At 59.5% G+C, this 21,509-nt stretch carries 20 protein-coding genes; 9 read left to right on the top strand and 11 right to left on the bottom strand.

Going from position 1 to position 21,509, the window contains the following annotated elements; genetic code table 11:
• The first annotated feature begins 46 nt into the window (after positions 1-46).
• From PIB16_RS13385 to PIB16_RS13375, 3 genes are all read left to right on the top strand, one after another.
• Positions 47-2,251, top strand: coding sequence for a type I secretion system permease/ATPase (locus tag PIB16_RS13385; RefSeq protein ID WP_080854558.1), 2,205 nt, complete (start codon positions 47-49; stop codon positions 2,249-2,251).
• 8 nt (positions 2,252-2,259) lie between these two features.
• On the top strand, positions 2,260-3,618 hold the full coding sequence (locus tag PIB16_RS13380) for an HlyD family type I secretion periplasmic adaptor subunit (protein ID WP_035262274.1): 1,359 nt from the start codon (positions 2,260-2,262) through the stop codon (positions 3,616-3,618).
• Between the two features lie 85 nt (positions 3,619-3,703).
• A complete protein-coding gene (locus tag PIB16_RS13375) occupies positions 3,704-4,198 on the top strand; it encodes a hypothetical protein (protein WP_035262271.1) in 495 nt (164 codons plus the stop codon).
• Positions 4,199-4,276: 78 nt separating this feature from the next.
• Here the strand turns inward: PIB16_RS13375 and PIB16_RS13370 are convergent, their stop codons facing one another.
• The 4 genes from PIB16_RS13370 to PIB16_RS13355 all read right to left on the bottom strand — a co-directional run bounded on the left by PIB16_RS13370 (position 4,277) and on the right by PIB16_RS13355 (position 8,894).
• A complete protein-coding gene (locus tag PIB16_RS13370; protein WP_271045736.1) occupies positions 4,277-5,587 on the bottom strand; it encodes an O-antigen ligase family protein in 1,311 nt (436 codons plus the stop codon).
• 7 nt (positions 5,588-5,594) lie between these two features.
• A complete protein-coding gene (locus tag PIB16_RS13365; RefSeq protein WP_065656288.1) occupies positions 5,595-6,851 on the bottom strand; it encodes a polysaccharide biosynthesis/export family protein in 1,257 nt (418 codons plus the stop codon).
• Positions 6,852-7,045: 194 nt separating this feature from the next.
• The gene (locus tag PIB16_RS13360) at positions 7,046-7,726 is read right to left on the bottom strand and encodes a sugar transferase (protein ID WP_003523803.1); all 681 of its coding nucleotides are present in this window, start codon (positions 7,724-7,726) and stop codon (positions 7,046-7,048) included.
• Positions 7,727-8,345: 619 nt separating this feature from the next.
• On the bottom strand, positions 8,346-8,894 hold the full coding sequence (locus PIB16_RS13355; protein ID WP_003523802.1) for a cupin domain-containing protein: 549 nt from the start codon (positions 8,892-8,894) through the stop codon (positions 8,346-8,348).
• A 145-nt stretch (positions 8,895-9,039) separates the two neighbouring features.
• Between PIB16_RS13355 and PIB16_RS13350 the strand changes: the two genes are divergently transcribed.
• Both PIB16_RS13350 and PIB16_RS13345 read left to right on the top strand, forming a co-directional pair.
• Positions 9,040-10,374, top strand: a complete 1,335-nt coding sequence (locus tag PIB16_RS13350) for an aspartate aminotransferase family protein (RefSeq protein WP_271045735.1) — start codon at positions 9,040-9,042, stop codon at positions 10,372-10,374.
• Positions 10,375-10,517: 143 nt separating this feature from the next.
• Positions 10,518-12,338 carry a methyl-accepting chemotaxis protein gene (locus tag PIB16_RS13345; protein ID WP_174045221.1) on the top strand — a complete coding sequence of 607 codons (1,821 nt, stop codon included), beginning with the start codon at positions 10,518-10,520 and terminating at the stop codon, positions 12,336-12,338.
• Positions 12,339-12,432: 94 nt separating this feature from the next.
• Here PIB16_RS13345 and PIB16_RS13340 read toward each other — a convergent pair whose 3' ends face one another.
• The 4 genes from PIB16_RS13340 to PIB16_RS13325 form a co-directional block, all read right to left on the bottom strand.
• Entirely contained in the window at positions 12,433-13,218 is a 786-nt protein-coding gene (locus PIB16_RS13340) for a L,D-transpeptidase (protein ID WP_020811492.1), read from the bottom strand.
• A gap of 19 nt (positions 13,219-13,237) precedes the next feature.
• A complete protein-coding gene (locus PIB16_RS13335) occupies positions 13,238-14,293 on the bottom strand; it encodes a L,D-transpeptidase family protein (RefSeq protein WP_174045224.1) in 1,056 nt (351 codons plus the stop codon).
• A gap of 175 nt (positions 14,294-14,468) precedes the next feature.
• Complete coding sequence (locus tag PIB16_RS13330; protein WP_271045734.1) at positions 14,469-15,254, bottom strand: SDR family oxidoreductase; 786 nt, start codon at positions 15,252-15,254, stop codon at positions 14,469-14,471.
• A complete protein-coding gene (locus PIB16_RS13325) occupies positions 15,251-15,634 on the bottom strand; it encodes a hypothetical protein (RefSeq protein ID WP_220318535.1) in 384 nt (127 codons plus the stop codon). The genes PIB16_RS13330 and PIB16_RS13325 overlap by 4 nt, the downstream gene beginning before the upstream one ends.
• A gap of 97 nt (positions 15,635-15,731) precedes the next feature.
• Here PIB16_RS13325 and PIB16_RS13320 point away from each other — a divergent pair, with 97 nt between their 5' ends.
• Positions 15,732-16,313: a DNA-3-methyladenine glycosylase gene (locus PIB16_RS13320; RefSeq protein ID WP_271045733.1), complete on the top strand. Its 582-nt coding sequence runs from the start codon at positions 15,732-15,734 to the stop codon at positions 16,311-16,313.
• Here the strand turns inward: PIB16_RS13320 and PIB16_RS13315 are convergent.
• The 3 genes from PIB16_RS13315 to PIB16_RS13305 form a co-directional block, all read right to left on the bottom strand.
• The gene (locus tag PIB16_RS13315) at positions 16,282-16,476 is read right to left on the bottom strand and encodes a hypothetical protein (RefSeq protein ID WP_220318554.1); all 195 of its coding nucleotides are present in this window, start codon (positions 16,474-16,476) and stop codon (positions 16,282-16,284) included. The genes PIB16_RS13320 and PIB16_RS13315 overlap by 32 nt on opposite strands.
• A 228-nt stretch (positions 16,477-16,704) precedes the next feature.
• Entirely contained in the window at positions 16,705-16,902 is a 198-nt protein-coding gene (locus PIB16_RS13310) for a hypothetical protein (protein WP_003523793.1), read from the bottom strand.
• 174 nt (positions 16,903-17,076) lie between these two features.
• A complete protein-coding gene (locus PIB16_RS13305; protein ID WP_142846318.1) occupies positions 17,077-18,090 on the bottom strand; it encodes a substrate-binding domain-containing protein in 1,014 nt (337 codons plus the stop codon).
• Positions 18,091-18,359: 269 nt separating this feature from the next.
• Here PIB16_RS13305 and PIB16_RS13300 point away from each other — a divergent pair, with 269 nt between their 5' ends.
• From PIB16_RS13300 to PIB16_RS13290, 3 genes are all read left to right on the top strand, one after another.
• Positions 18,360-19,625: an ABC transporter substrate-binding protein gene (locus PIB16_RS13300; protein ID WP_078052531.1), complete on the top strand. Its 1,266-nt coding sequence runs from the start codon at positions 18,360-18,362 to the stop codon at positions 19,623-19,625.
• 64 nt (positions 19,626-19,689) lie between these two features.
• On the top strand, positions 19,690-20,670 hold the full coding sequence (locus PIB16_RS13295; RefSeq protein ID WP_271045732.1) for a carbohydrate ABC transporter permease: 981 nt from the start codon (positions 19,690-19,692) through the stop codon (positions 20,668-20,670).
• Positions 20,667-21,500: a carbohydrate ABC transporter permease gene (locus PIB16_RS13290; protein WP_078052529.1), complete on the top strand. Its 834-nt coding sequence runs from the start codon at positions 20,667-20,669 to the stop codon at positions 21,498-21,500. Before PIB16_RS13295 ends, PIB16_RS13290 begins: the two co-directional genes overlap by 4 nt.
• Positions 21,501-21,509: the final 9 nt, after the last annotated feature.

Raw genomic sequence — 21,509 nt, 5'->3', positions numbered from 1 at the left:
GGCCGAACCGCAAACACCGTGAGATCACCGAGGGGACCGATATAAAATGGATCATATTTCTAGAAAAACCATTGCCGACGGACGCTCGCTGGACTTGCCGCTGGATCAGGACGCGGAAGACAGCAAACTGACGGACGCCTGTATTTCAGCAATCAATGAAGCCGTCGAAAACCTGCGCCAATTGTCCGGCGCGGAACAGACGGCAAAAGAAGTTTCCTCCCCTGCACAGACCGCCTCCCCACAAGTTCTCTCCCAACCACATGCAAAAACGGAGCAGGCGGAACAATTGCGGGATGTTCCCCCGGAAAGGCCGGCACCTCAACGGGACCGGCAACCTGCCTCCCCGCCGGAACCGCAGGCCAAGATCGACAATGCCGACCTGCCTTTCGTCAAGACCATCGACAATAATGACGGACCGATCCGTGAAAACGAACGCCGGCCGGTGACGGGCGGCGGCGGCAAGGAGCCGACGGACAATGGCGGTGGTGGCGGCGGTGGTGGCGGCGGTGGAAGCCAGAGCGGTTTTCACAAACGCAGCGAGCCGATCAATTTCGCGGCAAGCCTTGCCAAGGGCATCGCCGCCGTGCGGCGCAACATGGTGGTGGTGATGCTGTTCACGGTCGCCATCAACGTCCTGCTGCTCGCCATCCCGCTTTATCTGTTCCAGATATCAGACCGGGTTCTGACCAGCCGCTCGATGGATACGTTGGTGATGCTGACGGTCGCCGTCCTTGGCGCGGTTCTGCTGCAGGCCTTCATGGACGCCATCCGCCGCTTCATCCTGATGCGCACCGCCGTCGAACTCGAGGTGCAGCTTGGCGCGCCGATCCTGTCCGCCGCCGCCCGCGCCTCCCTGCATGGCAGCGGCAAGGACTACCAGACCTTGCAGGATCTGCAGCAATTGCGCTCCTTCCTCACCTCCGGCACGCTTATCGCCTTTCTCGATGCGCCGCTGATGCCGCTTTTCATCGTGGTGGTCTATCTCGTCCATCCGCATCTCGGCATCATCATCATGGTCTGCTGCGTCGTGCTGTTCGGCATCGCCTGGCTGAACCAGCGCTTCACCGCAAGACAGTTCTCCGAGGCTTCCGGTTATTTGAGCCGCGCCAATTTCCACCTCGATTCCATGTCGCGCAATTCGCAGATCATCAATGCGCTCGCCATGATCCCCGAAGCGGTGAAAATGTGGGGCCGCGAAACCGCCGGTTCGCTTAAATCGCATGTGGCGGCGCAGGATCGCAACATCATGTTCTCCGGCGTTTCCAAGGCGGCGCGTATGATTACCCAGGTGGCGCTGCTCGGCTGGGGCGCGCATCTGTCGCTATCCGGCGAACTGACCGGCGGCATGGTGATTGCAGCCTCCATCATTTCCGGCCGCGCACTGGCGCCCATTGAAGGCGCGATAGAAGGCTGGCACCAGTTCAACAAATCTGCCGCCTCCTATGGCCGCATCAAGCAGCTTCTCATCAATTCACCACTGAATTTCCCCCGCCTGCGCCTGCCCAATCCGGAAGGGCGTCTCGACGTCGAGCGCATCCTCTTCGTGCCGCCGCCGCAGAAGAAGGTGATTTTGAACGGCATTTCCTTTTCGCTGAAAAAGGGGGAATCGCTCGCCATCATCGGCAATTCCGGCTCCGGCAAGACGACGCTTGGCAAAATGCTGGTCGGCTCCATCCTGCCCACGTCAGGCAATGTACGTCTCGATCTCATGGATCTGCGCAACTGGGACCAGCGACAATTCGGCGAAAGCATCGGTTATCTGCCGCAGGACGTGCAGCTTTTCCCCGGCACCATCAAGGCCAATATCTGCCGCATGCGCGACGATATCGAGGACCGGCAGATTTACGAGGCAGCGGTGCTGGCCGATGTGCATGAGCTGATCGCCGGTTTCCCGCAGGGTTATGAAACCGTGGTCGCTGCCGATGGCGCACCGCTCTCCGGCGGCCAGAAACAGCGCATCGCACTTGCCCGCGCCTTTTTCGGCGATCCGAAATTCGTGGTGTTGGATGAGCCCAACTCCAATCTGGATACGCAGGGCGAACAGGCGCTGGCCAAGGCGCTGCTGCACGCCAAAAGACAGGGCATCACAACCGTCACCATCACCCAGCGGCCGGCGCTGCTTCAATGCGTCGACAAGATCATGGTGCTGAAGGACGGATCGGTCGCCATGTTCGGCGAAAGAATGGACGTGCTGAAGGCGCTTTCCGGCAATGGCCGCCAGGCCAACCAGTCCCCGCAGATCGAGGGTTGAGAACCATCATGTTCAAAAAGAAAAACGCCATTGCCGAAGTCAAACCCCAGGGCCAGCTCGAATGGTACAGCGAGGTGCCGCGCTCGATCCGCCTGCACAGCTCGATCGGTCTTGCCGTGCTGCTCGCCTCCTTCGGCGGTTTCGGATTCTGGGCCGGCACTGCGCCGCTCTCCTCCGCCATCATCGCCCAGGGCAGTTTCGTCGCCACCGGCAACAACAAGGTGGTCCAGCATCTGGAAGGCGGCATCATCAAGGAAATGATGGTCAGCGAAGGCGACACGGTCAAGGAAGGCGACGTTCTTCTGACGCTGGACAAGACGACAGCGCTTGCCAACGAACGCATGCTGCAGTTGCGGCGGCTTCGCCTCGAAACCATCGTCGTGCGCCTGCGCGCCGAGGCCCAGGGCGCTAAAAGCTTCAAGGTGCCGGATATCGTCATGAAGGAAGCCGGCGATCCGGATATCAATTCCATCATCCAGAGCCAAAACATCGTGTTCCACAGCAAACTCATCAAGCTTGAGGAACAGATGAACCTGATCGACAAAAATATCCGGTCGCTGGAGTTCCGCTATGCGGGCTATGACGGCCAAAAACAGTCCTTCGACCGGCAATTGGCGCTTTTGACACAGGAGCGCGATTCCAAGGAGCGGCTCGCCAAGGACGGCGTCATCCGCAAGACCGACATGCTGGCGCTGGAGCGCGCCATCGCCGACGCCATGGGCGATATCGCCCGGCTGAGCGGCGAAATGAACCAGAGCGAGGCGGAAATCGCCAAGTTCCGGCAGGAAGCGGTCATTGCCGTCAACGCCAACAAGCAGGCGGCGCTCGATGCGCTGGAAACCGCCGAATCCGATCTCGACAGCGTGCGTGAACAGGTGCGTGGCGCCGCCGAAGTGCTGGAGCGCACCGTCATCCGCTCCCCCGTCAACGGTACTGTCGTGCGTGCCTATTATCATACACCGGGCGGCGTTATCACCACCGGCAAGCCGATCATGGAAATCCTGCCCGCTCATGTGCCCCTTATTCTGGAGGCGCAGGTACTCAGGACCTCCATCGACCAGCTGCATGAGGGCCAGACCGCCGCGATCCGCCTGTCGGCGCTCAACCGCCGCACCACACCGGTTCTGAACGGCAAGGTCTTTTACGTTTCAGCCGACAGCATCGAGGAAAATGCCGGCCTTCAGGTCAAGGACGTCTATATCGTGCGGGTGCAGATACCCGACGAGGAAATCGCCAAGGTTCACAATTTCCACCCCGTGCCCGGCATGCCGGCCGACGTGCTGATCCAGACTTCGGAGCGTACCTTTTTCGAATATCTGACCAAGCCGATCTCCGACAGCATGTCCCGTGCTTTCAAGGAAAGATGAAGAAATATCAGTAACCTACACTGTCTTTTCCGCAGCGGTCGGCATATAATATCCAAATATGTTTCGTCGGGGCGGGAGAAGCAGCATGGCGGCGATGTCGGATGTATTGCTGCTGGTAGGCAGGCTGAATTACGTGTGGACCAACACGGAAAGCCTGATGATCTATCTGATCGTCCATCTCCTGAAAGTGGAAAAGGAAGCGGCCATCGTCGTGTTCCTGACGCTCAACACCACGCGGGCGCGCATGGATCTGATCGAGCGCCTGGCGAAGCTTCCCTCCACCGATGCGAAGGACCGCAAGACCATCCTCTCCATCATGGCGCGGCTGAAGAAAGAAGCGAAGACGCGCAACAAATATAATCACTGCATCTATTCCTTCGACGAAAAAGGCGAAATCGCCAGCACGCAACTCATGCGGCTGGTGGAGGATGACAGCCAGGTGCGCTACGGCAAGGTGGAGCGCATGGACGAGAAGGAAATCGGACAGCTCGAAAAATCGATCGCCGACATCGTCGAGGTCAGCAAGGACATGTGGAGTTTCATCCATGCCAGTCCGCATGTCTCGGCGGATTATCTTTAGAACCACCTCGCCACCGTCATTCCGGCCTTGAGCCGGAATTCAGCCGACGCGGCTCTCGCGCGGCGAAGACGGGTTCTTTCAGCCCAAGGACTTGGGCTGGCTGGATTCCGGCCCAAGGCCGGAATGACGGAGAGAGAAACCGCCACGAACTCCAGTCAGGTGAACGCTGCCCTCCGCAGCCGTTGCCGGAAGGCACAGTTTACCGGCTGCGAAATAAAGCAGGAACGAGCCGATCTGGTAGGGGAAGATGATGTCGATCTCCACGAAGGAACGCACGACAAACAGGGAGCAGATCGCAAACAGGATGACGCCCTGCGGATCGCTCTTGCGCATCAGCACCGAGCGCAGATGCCCGAGCAACGTTCCATAAAGCACCATGCCAAGCAGCAGCATGCCAACGAAGCCGTTTTCCACCACGGTTTCGATATAGGTATTATGGAAATGGAAGCCGCTGCGGCCGGTAATGAAGAAATCGTTCCACAGCCGTTCGGCATCGGGAAAACCCGCAACCCAGAACCCCTGATAACCGACGCCGAGGATCGGCGTCTGTTTCGCAGCCTCGATGCCCTGCTGCCAGAGGTAAGTTCGGCCGGTCAGCGTCGAATCCTTGCCGAAAATGCCGAGAATGGCGTCCAGCAGGCCGAATTGCAGGGAAGCGACCGCCAGCAATGCACCGAGACCACCGAGCACAAAAAACGTCATCTTTCGGTTCGCTGGGGAAAGCATGCCGATGGGAATGAAGCCGATGATGAGCGCGACCACCGCCGCCGTGGTAATAGTGGATGTGGCCGATTGGGACGCAAGGAGGCTATAGGCCGACAGGAGCCCGGTGACGCCGGCAATCGGCAACCAGATGCCCCTTTGCTTGAGCACCAGCGCCGATGCGGCGGCAAAAATGACGCCGAGCGATGCATAAAAGCCGAGCTGGTTCTTGGAAGAAAAAGCGCCGACGAAACTATAGGTGCCATCCAGCGCATCGAAGAGATAAATACCGAACAGCAGCGAATAGAGCAGAACAACGGCGATGCCGATCAGCGCGCCGCGCGTCAGCGTCCGGATAGAGATCACCCGCATCGCGATCAGCGCGCAGACGATATGCGTCATATACTGAATGGAGGCGCGCATGGTCACCGATGCCGCTTCCGACCAGAAGCTGGACAGAACCGTCAAGATGCCGAAGGCGAATATCCAGAGATAGCGCGGATAATTGCCGAGCACGCGCCGGTAATCGACAACCACCAGCGGCAGCCACATGCCATAATAGGCCAGGACCGAGATTTGGCCGAAACGCGACGAGTAAGCGAAGACGAAGAATGACAGCGCAACCGCTGCCATTCCATAAATCTCATTGCGTTCGGGATCGATCAGCGCCGATTTGGCGATCCGCATTAAAACCTCACTGCATCAGGATTTCAGACGAGACCTTGATGACATCGCCGGGCTGGAGCATGGCGTTTTCATCCACCTTCAGCTCCTTCGGCTTGCCGTTTTCCTCACGCACCACGACGTAGCTGATCGTCGCTGATTTGCCCGAGGGATCGAAACGGATCGCCTCGGCCGATTGCGCCAGCGCTTCCGACATCAATTCGCGGCTGGTGGTCAGTTGCAGATTGAGCTTGTCCAGTTCCGCTTCCGTGTCCTGCAATTCCTTGGAGCGCTGCGCCACCCAGTCGTTACGCAGGTTGATCTCGTCCTGCGTCGCCTTGTTGATATCCTGTTTGGCGCGCAGCGACTGCGTATCGATATCGAGCAGGTTGGATTCCACTTCGGCCGCGCGTTCTTCTGCGGAAATACGCCGCTGCGACAACGCGAGCCCTTGCTCGTTCAGCCGGTTGACCCGGTCGCGGTCCTCGTTGGCAAGCTGGAGCTGACGATTCTGCGTCTCTGATTTCTTCTTCAGGGATTCGACTTCGCTCTGCAGAAGGGCATGCAGGTCCGTCAGCGCCTTGAGCTGCAGGGTGTAACGTTCGGTGCGCGATTTCATCAGCGCGCTTTCGCTGGCCAGCAGCACGTCGATCTCGCCGATCTTTTCCATTTCAGGCGTCTTGGCGATGGTCGCGTCACCCTTGACCTCGGCGACCAGCCGCGCCTGACGGGCGAGCAGCCTTGCACGCTGGTTGTCATAGACGGCGGCGTCACCGCGGGCATTGATGAAGTCGCGGGCAAAACGCTGCCCGGCATCCGAGCGCCGCAGGCCGCCGGCAAGGCTGACGGCCTTCAGCACGGTGAGATTGGCGGCATAGGGATATTCACCCGGCGTCTGCACGTCGCCGCTCAAGAAGATCGGTCGGAACTGTGCGATCTCGACGGAGGCCGAAGGCAGGTTGCGAAGGGCGAACTTGCTCTGAAGCTGGGCTCCAATCTCTTCGCTGACCTCCGATGGGGTCTTGCCCGCAACATCCAGCTGACCGATGAAAGGCAGCGACAGCGCCCCAGACGGACCGACGGAATAATCGCCGTTGATCACATCCCAGTTGCGGATGCTGCCATCCGCCGGCTGCCATTCGGCAACACGGATACGCAGCTTGTCAGCGGTACCGAGCTTATATTGAGCGCCATCCGCAGCCATGGCGGAGAGCGGCGCGGCAAGGGCGACGGAAGCGGCAAATACGAAGGCCACAAACGGGCGGCGGGCGGCAGACAAGCCGTTCATCGGGAAACTCCCTGTTAGCGGATCGCCACACGGGCGATCCGGCCGTCGCGCAACTGGGCAGGGCCGGCTGCACAGTGCCGCGAAAAGCGGCCGGTATGATTAGCACCAATGACGCACCCAAAGACCGGACTTGGGATCCCGGTCGGGGTGCGTGTCGAAACGAAGATCGATAAAGCCGAACTCAATATCGGTTTTCAGTAGCTTCCGCGTGAAAGGCACACGGCGGGAATGGTCTTGACGATGATGAAGACATCCTGCCGCATCGACCAGTTCTGCACATAGTGCGTGTCGAAAGCGACGCGGGTCTTGTAGGATACGTCGTTGCGGCCGCTGATCTGCCACAGGCCGGTCAGGCCAGGACGGGTGCTGAGATAATAAGCGGCAGCGCTTTCATAATAGCTCAGTTCCTCATCCACGACCGGGCGTGGACCAACCACGCTCATTTCACCGCGGATGATGTTGAGAAGCTGCGGCAACTCATCGAGGGAGAGCTTACGCAACACGGCGCCAACAGCGGTAACGCGCGGATCGTTCTTGAGCTTGCGGGTGGCGCGCCATTCCTCGGCGGCTTCCGGATTGGCGGCAAGATATTGCCGCAGAATCTCATCGCCGTTCATCGCCATCGTCCTGAATTTCAGGCAATGGAAATAGCGGCCATTATGTCCCACACGCCGGTGGCCATAAAAGATCGGGCCGGGATCGGACAATTTCACCAGCGCGGCGATCAACAGGAATATCGGGCTGAAGATGAGCAGCGCAAGCGCAGCCGATGTCATATCGAAGCTGCGCTTTGCGATGCCCCCGATAGGGAAACTGACATCGAAGTCTTCGGAGCTGCTGAGTGTCTGTTCAGCCGATTGGGTCGCGGACTTCATAGAGAGAACTCCATTTATGTTTTGCGATTGGTCGGTGCCCGGAGGCGCGTCTTTCCGTCTAAAAGAGATAACAAGTCTGTGTTCGGAATTTGATGCTAATGGATTTTTTGTAAGGCACATTGGCCATAACCGTCTATGCGATTTCTTGCGCGAGCGGCCGATCAACGTCCGGGCAATATTAACGGTTGCATAAAAAAGCAACAAATGTGCCGACGGCCATGTGTTGAGAGCATGGGTACCGCCCCGGCATGTATTGGGTTTTGTGCCGGTGACAGTCTTTTCTTATGTGTTTCTTATGACTTGGCGAGATGAGACAGGAACGTTAAGAACAGCCACGTCTGTAACAGAATATAAAATTTTTTTGCATCGCAGCAAGATTGTGGCAATGCATATAAAATTTGACATATCCGTAGGGATTTTTTTGCCTGACATTGCCGGGCCGCCAAGAAAAAGCGATGGAAAAATTGCTAAAAGGGCGCAAACACGGCAAAAGAGTGGCGAGAAACTGCATTCTAGTCATGGCAGCCACGCAAAATTGCCGTAGCTGCCAGCCATTTTTTACCGAATTGCCCGGACTTGACCGATCTAAGAGCGTTACGAGGCGCAAAAACCGCTGGAATCAGAAGGTTGGCGGTGTGCAGGCGCTGATGACCTCACAGGGCACGGGACCGACGCAACGGAAACGATGCGGCCTGCGGCTTTCGAAATAATAGGCATCCCCCGGCCCGAGCACCCGCCTCTCTTCGTCGACCGTCACTTCCAGCCGTCCGGAGAGGATGATTCCTCCTTCCTCGCCATCGTGAACCAGCGGTACCTTACCGGTATCGGCACCCGGCTGGTAACATTCCTTGAGGATTTGCAGGCTGCGGCCGAAGACATTCTCACCCACCTGCCGGAAGGATATCGGCCCCTTGCCGATTTCAACCAGCTCATCCGCCCGGTAAAAAGCCTTGCGGCTTGTCTCCGGCTCGAAAGCGAAAAACTCAGCAAGGCCGATCGGTATGCCGTCGAGAATGCGTTTCAGCGCGCCGACGGAAGGGTTCGAGGTATTGGATTCGATCAGAGAAATCGTCGAATTGGTGACACCGGCACGCCTTGCCAGTTCTCGCTGGGAAATATTGTGGCGCAGCCGCAAATGGCGCAAACGCCCGCCTATATCCACCGACATGCCTGAGCCCCCGTTGCCCTTGTTCGAAATATCGAAAACCCGAGTTCAGGCCTATAGCATTTTCAATGGCTTGGCCACAGAGAGAAAAGGGCTTGTTCAGTCGCGAAAATAGCATTCAATCACCGGCAACGAACAGGAGACCACCATGGACAACCCGAGCCGATCCAATTCCACCTCGCTTGACAGCTACTGGATGCCGTTTACCGCCAACCGGCAGTTCAAGGCCAATCCCCGCCTGCTGACGAGCGCCGAAGGCATGTATTACACCAGCAATGACGGTCGCCAGGTTGTCGACGGCACGGCTGGCCTTTGGTGCGTCAATGCCGGCCACGGCCGCCAGCAGATCGCGTCTGCCGTCAAGCACCAGCTTTCGACAATGGATTACGCGCCCTCCTTCCAGATGGGCCACCCGGTTGCCTTTGAATTCGCCGAGCGGCTGGCGGAGATTGCGCCCGGCCCGGAAGGTGCGAAACTGGACCGTGTCTTCTATACGGGCTCCGGATCGGAATCGGTCGATACGGCGCTGAAGATCGCCATTGCCTATCAGCGCGCCATCGGCCAAGGCACCCGCAGCCGGTTGATCGGTCGTGAGCGCGGTTATCATGGCGTCGGTTTCGGCGGCATCTCCGTGGGCGGCCTCGTCAACAACCGTCGTGTTTTCCCGCAAATTCCCGCAGACCACCTGCGTCATACCCATGATCCTGCGAAGAACAGCTTCGTGAAGGGCCAGCCCGAGCACGGCGCCGAGCTTGCGGACGATCTGGAACGTCTGGTCGCCCTGCATGGCGCGGAAACCATCGCCGCCTGCATCGTCGAGCCGGTCGCCGGCTCCACCGGCGTGCTGGTGCCGCCGAAGGGTTATCTGGAGCGGCTGCGCGCCATCTGCGACAAGCACGGCATCCTCTTGATCTTCGATGAGGTCATCACCGGTTTCGGCCGCATGGGCTCCACCTTCGCCACCAAATATTTTGGCGTTACGCCAGATATCGTCACCACCGCCAAGGGGCTGACCAACGGCGCGATCCCGATGGGCGCGGTCTTCACCAGCCGCAAGGTGCACGATGCGCTGATGCATGGGCCGGAAAACCAGATCGAGCTGTTCCACGGCTATACCTATTCCGGCCACCCCGTCGCCTGCGCCGCTGGCATCGCGACGCTCGACATCTATCGCGATGAGGGCCTTTTCACCCGCGCGGCCGAATTGCAGGATGTCTGGCACGACGCCATCCATTCCCTGAAGGGCCTGCCGAATGTCATCGACATCCGCACCATCGGCTTCATCGCCGGCATCGAGCTGCAATCGCGCGACGGTGCTGCCGGCGCACGCGCCTATGATGTCTTCGTGGATTGCTTCGAGCGCGGCCTGCTTATTCGCGTCACCGGCGACATCATCGCCCTTTCGCCGCCGCTGATCGCCGAAAAATCCCATTTCGACGATATTGTTTCGATCCTCGGCGACGCCCTGAAACGCGCGCAATAAAAGTACAAATTTCTAATATAGAAAGGGCTGCAATACAAAATGCAGCCTTTTTTGCATTTATCGAGCCTTCAGCGAAAATAGAACATTTATTAAGCATGTTCTATTATGTTCACAAAGTATAACAATTGCGTGGGAACGCTCATATGGCCTCGATTCAAAAAAAGATAATATTGGCAGGCATTGCAATCTTTTCCATCACCGGCAGCGCCGCGGGTGTCGGCATATGGGCGGCGGAGACGCTGAACCGTAACAGCGAATATGTGGCGCTTTCGGCGGACGTGCTTCGCAACCACATGCAGGCGGACATGATGCATGACGCGCTGCGGTCAGACGTGCTTGCCGCCATTCTTTCCGCCGATGCCAGAATGGACCTCGACCTCAAGGCCGTTAAGGCCGATCTTGCCGAACACGAAGCCAGTTTTCGCGAAGTGATCGAGGCAAACAAGTCACTGTCATCAGGCACGAATGTCAAAGCCGTCATAGACGGCGTCGAAAAGCCGCTTCTCGCCTATATGGATGCCGCCAACGCGGTGGTCGGACTTGCCGAATCCAGCCCCGAAGAGGCCATCAAGCTGATGCCGGAATTCATGCAGCAATTCTCCGCGCTTGAAAAAGCGATGGAAGCGGCTGGCGACCAGATTCAGGCGCTTTCCGACACTGCATCGGCCGAAAGTGAAAAGACCAAGGCGGCAATCAACCTCGCCTTACAGGGACTTCTGGTTCTGGCGGCGCTTTTCTCCACCGGGCTTTTTCTGCTCACCCGCAAATCGATTATCCGTCCCATCCTGCAATTGTCGAAAAACATGGAGACCCTGGCGGGCGGCGATACGTCTCAACCGCCCTCAGGCACGGACCGCAAGGACGAGATCGGCTCCATGTCCAGCGCTGTCGAGATTTTCCGACAGGCCGCCATCGCCAACCGGGCACTAGAGGAGCAGGCAGCGGCGGCCCGCAGGCAGGCGGAAGCCGATCAGGAAGCAACGCGGCGGCAGGCGGAAGAAGACGCTTCGGAAAGGCTGCGCATCGCAACCTCCGGCCTTGCGGCCGGTCTCAAGCGGCTCGCCTCCGGTGATCTGGCCTTCCAGTTGAATGACGCCTTCGCCCCACAATTCGAGGCCCTGCGTCATGATTTCAACACCTCGGTCCGGCAATTGGCCGAGACCCTTTTTGCCATTTCCGACGGGATAGGCACAATCGACGGCAGCAGCCGGGAAATCGCCGCAGGTGCCGGCGATCTTTCCCGCCGCACCGAAAATCAAGCCGCCTCCCTTGAGCAGACGGCAGCGGCGCTCGATGAAATCACCGTCAATGTCTCGAATGCCAACAAGCGGGCCGCAGAAGCGCGGCTCGCTGCCACCGATGCCAACCATAGCGCCCTGAAATCGGTGGAGGTGGTAAGCCATGCCGAGGAAGCGATGCGCCGTATCGAGGCCTCGTCACGGCAGATCACCGGCATCATCGGCGTCATTGACGAAATCGCCTTCCAGACCAATCTTCTGGCGCTGAATGCCGGGGTTGAGGCTGCCCGCGCCGGCGAGAGCGGCAAGGGCTTTGCGGTTGTTGCACAGGAGGTGCGCGATCTCGCCCAGCGCTCGGCAAAGGCCGCAAGCGAAATCCGTGACCATATCCGGCAATCGTCCGTGGAGGTCGAGAGCGGCGTGAAGCTGGTTCTCGATACCGGCACAGCACTGAAGGATATCAGTGAACGCATCGCCGGCATCGACCGCCATATGAATGCCATCGCCACATCGGCCACCGAGCAATCAACCGGTCTGTCCGAAATCAACGCGGCGGTGAACTCCATGGATCACGCCACCCAGCAAAATGCGGCCATGGTGGAGCAATCCACCGCCGCGTCAGCCACGCTTGCCTCGGAAACAGCAAAGTTGCGTGCCCTGGTGTCTCGCTTCCGCCTGGAAATGGAAAGGGCCGGCAGTCAGGATCAGCCACGCCAAGTAGCTTGATGTCTGCGACGAGGCGGGGATATCTCCGCCAGATGCCGGAAATCAGCCAGCACGCACCTACGGCGAGCCTCCCCCGTGGGTGGAACTCCAGCGATCAATAAGTCTGCATCGGTTGCGAGAGGCCGTCGCCGATCACGCCGTTACCATATTGCGCCACCGGCACACCTTCCTGGCCGATCGGCACGCCCTGCTGTGCGGGGCCGAGCGCCGTCACCACGATCGGCGTACCATCGGGCACACGGTTGTAAAGGTCGATGATATCCTGGTTGAGCAGGCGCACGCAGCCGGAGGATACCGACTTGCCGATGGTCCACCATTCCGGCGAGCCATGCAGGCGGTAGATCGTGTCCTTGCCATCCTTGAAGATATAGAGCGCGCGTGCGCCGAGCGGGTTCTTGAGACCCGGCTCCATGCCGCCATTGCGGCTGCTATAGGGTTCCAGTTCCGGCTGGCGCGCAATCATCTCATCGGGCGGCGTCCAGCGCGGCCATTGCCGCTTGTACTGAATGACGCCGCGACCGGCCCATTCAAAGCCCGCGCGGCCGAGGCCGACGCCATAACGCATGGCCTGATTGTTCTCATAGGTGAGATAGAGGAAATGATTGGCGGTATCGACGACGATGACGCCGGGGCGTTCACCCGTCGGGTTCGCCACCATCTGCCGCAGGAACTGGCGCGGAATCCGCTTGTAGGGGATTTCCGGCAGCGGGAACTGCTCGTCCGGCTTGGGGCCGTACATCAGGGCATACATCGGGTCGTCCGCCGGTGCTGCAGGCCGGGCGGCCTCACGCGCAGTTGTGTTGCAGCCCGCAAGGCCGGCAAGCGCCAGTCCACCTGCTCCAAGCAGGAAACCCCGCCGGGTCGTCGTCGTCTCGTTCAATTGAAAAACCTCATTTACGTCATCTCACGCCGGCAAAGGGATCTGCCAGCGCCGCCTCTGGGCGGCTGATAGGGTACTTCGTGCCGGAAACCTGCGATGCCATGGCCTTGGCGCCGTTCGATTTCAAAATGGCCCGGAAGCTCGGATGCATGCCGCCGTCTACATACGCGCTGAGCGGGCTGGAAGTTCCCTCACTCATGGCGGCGGCAAATTTTTGTTGCTCTTCGGCCAGTTTCGACGCCACCAGCGGATCCTGCTGGTTGATGGCCGGCGGGCAGGCCGCCAGCGGATCGGCAGGTTCGCCTTCGGCAAATTCACTGTTGAAGACATAACGACGGCCGCAGACGGAAACCTTGGGCTGCCGGCGCGTTACCTCGAAATAGTCATAGCCTTCTTTCAGCGTCTTCCAGAACGGCATATTGGGGTCGTCCCGATGCGCCACCATATTCCGGGCGCTCATGCGGAAGGGATAGGCCTGTACCTGAAAGCGGTCCTGCCCGCCCTGAAGTGCCCGCGCCACGATGGCGTAGATCTCGCCGACCTGCTGGTCGGTCATGGCGTAACAGCCGGAAGAGGAGCAGGCGCCATGCACCATCAACGCCTCACCGGTGTAACCGAGCGCCGATTCCAGCCGGTTGGGATAACCGAGATTGAAGGAGACATAATATTGTGAGTTCGGGTTCAACATGCCGGCCGAGACATGATAAAACCCTTCCGGTGCCTGCCGGTCGCCCGTCTTCATCTTAGGGCCCAGCTTTCCGGACCAGCGGCACATGGGATAGGCCTTGAGCAAGGCGTAGTTTCCGGTCTTGTCGACCTTCCAGACCTCAAGCTCGCTTTCCTGCTTGAAAATGCGAACGAGAACCGGGCTTTCCGGGCGCATGCTCTTGGCCGACATCTGCGCCATCATCTTGGACGACAGTTTCGGCGGGTCTTTCTTGACGCTGTCCAGCCCCATGGAAGTGCACGCGGCAAGGCCGCCACCGATCGCAACGATCGCGGCCATTCTTGCCCCTGCCCTTACCTTCTGCCGCAACCCCGCAACCGCGAAATCCAGCAATGCCTGCATGCCCATGGATCGTTCTGCCCGCCTGATTTGCCCGCCTTTCCGGCAGACGCTTAACTATCGAAGGTGGCCACAACACGGCAACCTCGCCCATGGACAAAGTCTCGTGAACAGACGTTACCCATTCGTTAATCATAAGGACACAAGCCCGTGATGGGGTGGCCAATGAAAGTGCGAGCCGCGATTATCGCAGCAGCCCCTGGCCGCCATCGATCCATACCGGCGTGCCGGTAATGTGGCGGGACGCATCCGACGCCAGGAAACCGATCAGCGCGGCGACATCGTCGCTCGTACCGGCCACGCCGCCGGTTACCGGAATATCCCCAGCCGGGAAACGAACTGGAACCTCCGTTTTTTCCCGCCCGCGTATATCGGTATTTTCATCGATTGCCGTTTCGATTTCGCCCGGACACACCGCATTGACGCGGATACGGTGACGCCCCAGCTCCAGCGCCAGTTGTTGCGCCATGGCGAATTGCCCGGCTTTCGTCACGGAATAGGCCGTAGCACCGGGCGATGTGAAGGTGCGGGTGCCATTGATCGACGAAATGATGACGATGGACCCGCCACCGGCCGCTTTCAGATGCGGCACGCTGACGTGGATGGTGAGATAGGTGCCGCGCAGGTTGATGCGGATCGTATCGTCCCATTCGGACGGTTTCAGCTCATCGATGGGCGCCCAGACGCCGTTGACGCCGGCACTGGCCACCACGACATCAAGCCGGCCGAAATTCTCAACCAGCGCTGCGACCGCGTGACGCATCGCCGCTTCATCCGCCACATCGGCGACGAGCACCTTCGAAGAACCGGATGCGGCACCTATTTCCCGGGCCACATCGTTCAATTCCGATTCGGTGCGGCCCAACAGACCGACCGCGAAACCCTGCGCCGACAGATGACGAGCGGCGGCGCGCCCAATGCCGGAGCCAGCGCCGGTTACCAGAGCAACTTTGCGAACGGTCAATGTCATTGCCCTCCTTTTCGGGAAGCAATGGACGTGACCGTCGCCGAGATGGGATCACTCGCCGGAAAGCTGTCCTCCAGCCCCTCTTCCAACTCTTCCTCCAGAATGTCGCGATCCTTCGATGTGCGGGCGCTCGCCTGTCCGTGCGGAGCTTCATCCTGCGCCGTACCTAGAGCGGAAAATTGCGAAGGCGCATCTGCCCCATGGCGCGTTCCGAACGCGGTCAGTTGCACCATCACCGCGCTCGCCCGTTTGATGGCCTCGGCATCGTCGATCCCTTCAAGACCGTCGGCGAGGCGAACCGAGACCTGATCGCCGTCGTTGCCGACGAACTCGATTGAGATAACCCCGTTATTGCGTTTTACATAGGTCGTCGAAAGTTGCATGACATGCCCTCCGGCTTGGAAAGCACCGGTACGAGTCCGATGCTGGAAAACGGTTAGAACCTGAATTCCAAACGACGGCAGAGCGGAAGGGTTCCAGATGAATCAGGCCTTTGGCCCGGAAATCCAGGAGAGTTTTTTCCTGCGCGACGCGCTGGATGTGGCCCGCGCCCTCATTGGCGCGGAGTTCCGCATCGGCAATACCGGCGGCATCATCGTGGAGACCGAAGCCTATCATCCGGACGACCCGGCATCCCACAGTTTTAACGGGCAGACCCCGCGCAACAGGGCAATGTTCGGCCCGGCCGGCCGTCTTTATGTCTACCGGTCCTATGGTATTCACTGGTGCGCCAACTTTGTCTGCGCCCCGGGTTCCGCCGTGCTTCTGCGCGCCATCGAACCCCTGACTGGCATAGACATGATGAAACTGCGACGGGGAACTGACAAGCCAAAACTTCTCTGCTCAGGCCCGGGCAGGCTCTGTCAGGCGCTGGCGATTACGGGGGAGATGGACGGCGCGCCACTGAACGCAGCGCCGTTTTTGCTGCGGTTGCCGAAAGAAGCCGCAGCCGTCACCAGCGGCAGACGAATCGGCATCAGCCGCGCGACGGAATATCCGTGGCGCTTCGGGCTCAAGGGCTCGGCTTTCGTCAGCAGGAAATTCGAGAACGGAAAGGCCTGACAGGAGCGAGCACTTTCGGTGGCCCGTCATTTTCGTCGGGATTGGGTGTCGGTGCCTCGTCCGGCAACCGGTCGGGTTCCGGTTCTTCCACCGGCGGAATATCCGGCTGCGGCGGCACGGGCATCGGCGGTTCGGGATAGGGTTCGACGGGAACGGCTGGCATCGCGGCCTCCTGATAAACACGCTTGGCCACGATGGGCACAAGCTGCGTTTTTATCTCGTGCGACAGCGCCTTTGCGCTGTCGTCAATCAGGCGGCGCAACACCCAATTCGCCCACCGGTCAAATGCCGGTCAGGTCCTTTCGGTCCGGTTGCGCCGCCCTGCGGGTCGTCCAGGAAAACGCGGGCACGGCCTGTCCGTTCCGTTTTTGAGGAAGGTTTTTGAAATGGCTCAGGCGAAACCGAGGGCGCTGCGGGAAATATCTCGATTTTCGCAATAGTCGCGGGAGTGAGCCTCGTGACCATGCTCGCGGGCGGTCGAACGGTTTAGTTCCGGGCTCGGAACGTTGAGCAGCGCATCGGCATAGGTGCCGGTCGCCTCGACATCATCGATCACAGTCTGCTGTTGCGGTTTTAAAAATTCAAACATCCGTCCACCTCCTTAGACACGTCCCCTCAACGCGCCGGCCCGGGTCCTGTTCCATAACGCCCGTGACTGTTCCGATTATACATGAGACGGCGCGGACGTATAGATGACGAAAGGCGAACGTTATCAAACGACGTTCACAAAATGGAGTGGAATCAGTGAGCTATGGCGACAAGTTCAGACAGGGCCGACGGATTCCCGCAAGATGAGTTCGACCGGCCACAATTCCTGAACCTCGCGGACGGGACGGCCGCCGATGATCTGCAAAAGCAGGTCCGTCACCCGCATGCCCGCCATGCGCATGGGGGAGCGGGTGGTGGAAAGCGGCGGCATCATGCTTTCCGGCGTAAGATAAGGAAACACGTCGTCATGGGCGATGACGGAGACATCCCTGCCGATCGTCAACCCCATCTGCGTCGCAGCGCGATAGACACCCTGCGCCGTCATCATCGCACCCGCCACAAAGGCCGTCGGGCGCGGCGTCTGTTCCAGCAGCGAGCGGGCGAAACGAAAGGCCGTCTCCTCGCTGAAGTGCTCATTCATCATGAAACGCGGATCCGGCGTAATGCCGTGCGTGGCCAGCGCCTCGCGAAAACCCTGCTCGCGGTCCTGCACAAACGTGCGGCCGACCGGACCATTGATAAGGGCGATGCGCCTGTGTCCGCGCTCCAGAAAATGGATCGTCGGACGATAGGTCACATCGTGATTGTCGATATCGAGCCAGGCATGTTCGAACGGCGTCTTTGAGCGACCATGCACGATGAAGGGCACGCCCAACCGGTTGAGCAGCGCGATGCGTTCATCTTCCGGACGCGGCGAATGCACGATGATGCCATCCACCCGGCCGCTCGCCGCCAGCCGGCTGAAAATCGCCAGTTCCTCATCGAGATTATTATCGACGGTAACGCTGACGAGAATATCGGTCTCCTCCCGTTCCAGACGCGTCGCCATGCCGCCCATGAATTCGGAGAAGAAGTGCCCGCCGCCCGAACGGCCCATGACGACACCGATGGCGCCCGCCCTGCCCGTCGCCAGCCTGACAGCATTGGCATTCGGCCGGTAGCCGTATTTCAGCGCAGCCTCCATCACCCGCTGGCGCGTTTCCTCGCGCACCTCGGGGTAGCCGCCCAGCGCCCGGCTGACGGTGGTGGGCGAGAGCCCGACTTTCTCTGCGAATTCCTTGAGCTTCATAATTTTTTGCCAATTTGCCCCTGCATGCGTCGCCGCCGCGGATTTTTCAAGCCGACAAAAATTGAAAACGATTTCAATTTTCCTCCACCTGAAACCTTACAGTTGATCATTCCCAAAGGCAAACGCCGAAAAATTGCAGGCGAAAGCGGCCGATTTCCGGGAGATTAGAAAGAGTATTGACAGATTGCTCGGCTTTTGAGAGCCTCGCGTCGGTCAAAAGCGCTTTCAATTTTGAGGACAATCGGAAGCGTCAACGGAGGAGTTTGACAATGAATATTTCCATGAAGACTTTGTTCCTGTGCGGAGCGGCGTTTTCCGCCGCCGTCTCAGCTGAGGCGGCCGAGCTTTCCATCGCCGCCAATTCGACAGGCAAGAACGTCGCGTTCTTCCGCGAACGGATCGCCGCCTTCGAAAAAGAGACCGGTCACAAGGTCAATCTCGTCACCATGCCGTCATCGTCCAGCGAACAGTTCAGCCAGTACCGGCTGTGGCTTGCCGCCGGCAACAAGGATGTCGACGTCTACCAGACGGACGTGATCTGGGCGCCGCAGCTGGCCGACCAGTTCGTGGATTTGACCGCAGCGACGAAGGATGTCATCGGCGATCATTTCCCTTCCATCGTCGCCTCGCAGACGGTTGACGGCAAGCTCGTCGCCATGCCGATGTTCACCGACGCGCCGGCGCTTTTCTATCGCAAGGACCTTCTGGAAAAATATGGCAAGCAGCCGCCGAAGACCTGGAAGGAACTGAGCGAGACCGCCAAGGAAATCCAGGACAAGGAGCGCGAGGCAGGCCAGAAGGACCTCTGGGGCTTCGTTTTCCAGGGCAGCGCCTATGAAGGCCTGACCTGCAACGCGCTGGAATGGATCGCTTCCGCAGGCGGCGGCCATATTGTCGAGACCAACGGCGATATCTCCGTCAACAATGAGAAGGCCGCAGCCGCCATCGAAACCGCCAAGGGCTGGGTCGGCACCATCGCGCCGCAGGGCGTGCTCGCTTATAAGGAAGAGGAAGCGCGCGGCGTCTGGCAGACCGGCAATTCCGTCTTCATGCGCAACTGGCCCTATGCCTATGCACTGGGTAATGGCGACGACAGCGCCATCAAGGGCAAGTTCGGCGTCACCCCGCTACCAGCGGGCGCGGAAGGCGAAGCCCCTGCCTCGACACTCGGCGGCTGGAACCTCGCCGTTTCGAAATATTCCGACGATCAGGAAGCGGCCATTCAGCTCGTGAAATTCCTGGCATCAAAAGACACCCAGAAGATGCGCGCGATTCAGCTCTCCAACATGCCGACTATCGCATCCCTTTACGACGACAAGGACGTCGCTGCCGCGCAGCCCTTCATGCCGACATGGAAGCCGATCTTCCAGACCGCCGTTCCGCGTCCTTCCGCCTCGGCCAAGGTGAAATATAACGAGGTTTCCGCCAAGTTCTGGGGCGCCGTGCACAACACGCTCTCCGGCAACGGCACGGCAGCGGAAAATCTCGAACTTCTCGAGGTTGAACTGACCGATCTCAAAGGCAACGGCTGGTAATCCGGCCCGCGCGGGAGGCGGTCCTGACTGATCGTCTCCCGCGCCCCAACCGCGAGATATCCCCATGAACGACATCGCCCTTCAAAGACCGGTCGCGGCATCCGACGCCGGCACCGGCTCTGACCTGCAGTCGGAAAGACTGAAATCCGCCTGGCTGTTTCTTGCCCCTACATTTCTGGTGTTGGCGCTGGTGGCGGGCTGGCCGCTGGTGCGCACCGTGTGGTTCAGCCTCACCGACGCCTCGCTCACCAATCTCGACGGGGCGCAGTTCGTCGGCCTCAAGAACTACCTCACCTGGATCACGCTCAGCAGCGGCCGCACCATCTATCGCGGCCTGCTTGCCGATCCCGCATGGTGGGGCGCGGTTCTCAACACGCTCAAATTCACCATCCTTTCCGTCAGCTTCGAAACCGTGCTCGGCCTCATCGTCGCGCTGGTGCTGAATGCCGAATTCAAGGGACGCGGCCTCGTGCGTGCCGCAATCCTCGTGCCCTGGGCCATTCCCACCATCGTTTCGGCGCAGATGTGGGCGTGGATGCTGAACGACCAGTTCGGCATATTGAACGACCTGTTCCTCAATCTCGGGCTGATCTCCAACAAGATCGCCTGGACGGCCAATCCCGAAACCGCGATGATCGCCGTGCTGATCGTCGATATCTGGAAGACCACGCCCTTCATGGCGCTGCTCATCCTCGCCGGTCTACAGATGGTGCCGAAGGACATGTATGAGGCGGCAAAGGTAGATGGCATTCATCCCTTCAAGGTGTTCTTCCGCGTCACTTTGCCGATGATCCGCCCGGCCCTCATGGTCGCCGTCATCTTCCGCATGCTGGATGCGATGCGCGTCTTCGATCTCATCTATATCCTGACGCCCAACAACGCCCAGACTCGCACCATGTCGGTGCTGGCGCGTGAGAACCTGTTCGATTTCGACAAGTTCTCCTATGGCGCCGCTGCCTCAACCATGCTGTTCCTCATCATCGCCTCGATCACGGTCATCTACATGTGGCTTGGGCGCGTCAACACCGATGGAGCCGCGCGATGACCCTGCCAAGCATCCTGAAAACCACCGCTTTTTATGCGCTGGTCGCCATCATAATGGTGATTTCGGTATTCCCGTTTTATTACGCGATCCTGACGAGCTTGAAATCCGGCTCGGCGCTGTTCCAGGTCAATTATTGGCCGCGCGACTTCTCGCTGACCAATTACAGCTTCGTCATCGGCAACGGCACGTTTCTGCGCAATCTCGGCAATTCGCTGTTCGTTGCATCTTCGGTTGTCGTGCTATCGCTGTTTCTTGCGGTAACGGCCTCCTATGCTCTCGCCCGCGTCCGCTTCCGTGGCCGCGCGCTGCTGCTGCTCACCATCCTGTCGGTTTCGATGTTCCCGCAGATCGCCGTGCTCGCCGGCCTGTTCGAACTGATCCGCTGGGCTGGAATCTTCAATACGCCCTTGGCGCTGATCTTTTCCTACATGATCTTCACCCTGCCCTTCACGGTCTGGGTGCTGACAACCTTCATGCGCGACCTGCCGATCGAGATCGAGGAAGCGGCGATTGTCGATGGTGCAACGCCATGGGTCATCATCACCCAGGTGTTCATGCCCTTGATGTGGCCGGCGCTCGTCACGACCGGGCTTCTCGCCTTCATCGCGGCGTGGAACGAGTTCCTCTTCGCGCTCACCTTCACCTCATCGAACGAGCAGCGCACGGTGCCTGTCGCCATCGCGCTTCTGTCGGGCGGCTCGCAGTTCGAAATCCCCTGGGGAACGATCATGGCTGCGTCCGTCATCGTCACCGCACCCCTCGTCGTCCTCGTTCTGATCTTCCAGCGACGCATCATCTCCGGCCTCACCGCCGGCGGCGTCAAAGGCTAGGAGAAAACA

Origin of the sequence: Agrobacterium sp. ST15.13.015, from assembly GCF_027871645.1 — a bacterium.
GTDB lineage: Bacteria > Pseudomonadota > Alphaproteobacteria > Rhizobiales > Rhizobiaceae > Agrobacterium > Agrobacterium leguminum.
Note: the sequence above shows the minus strand (reverse complement) of the source record. Positions and strands in the feature narration are given on the sequence as shown.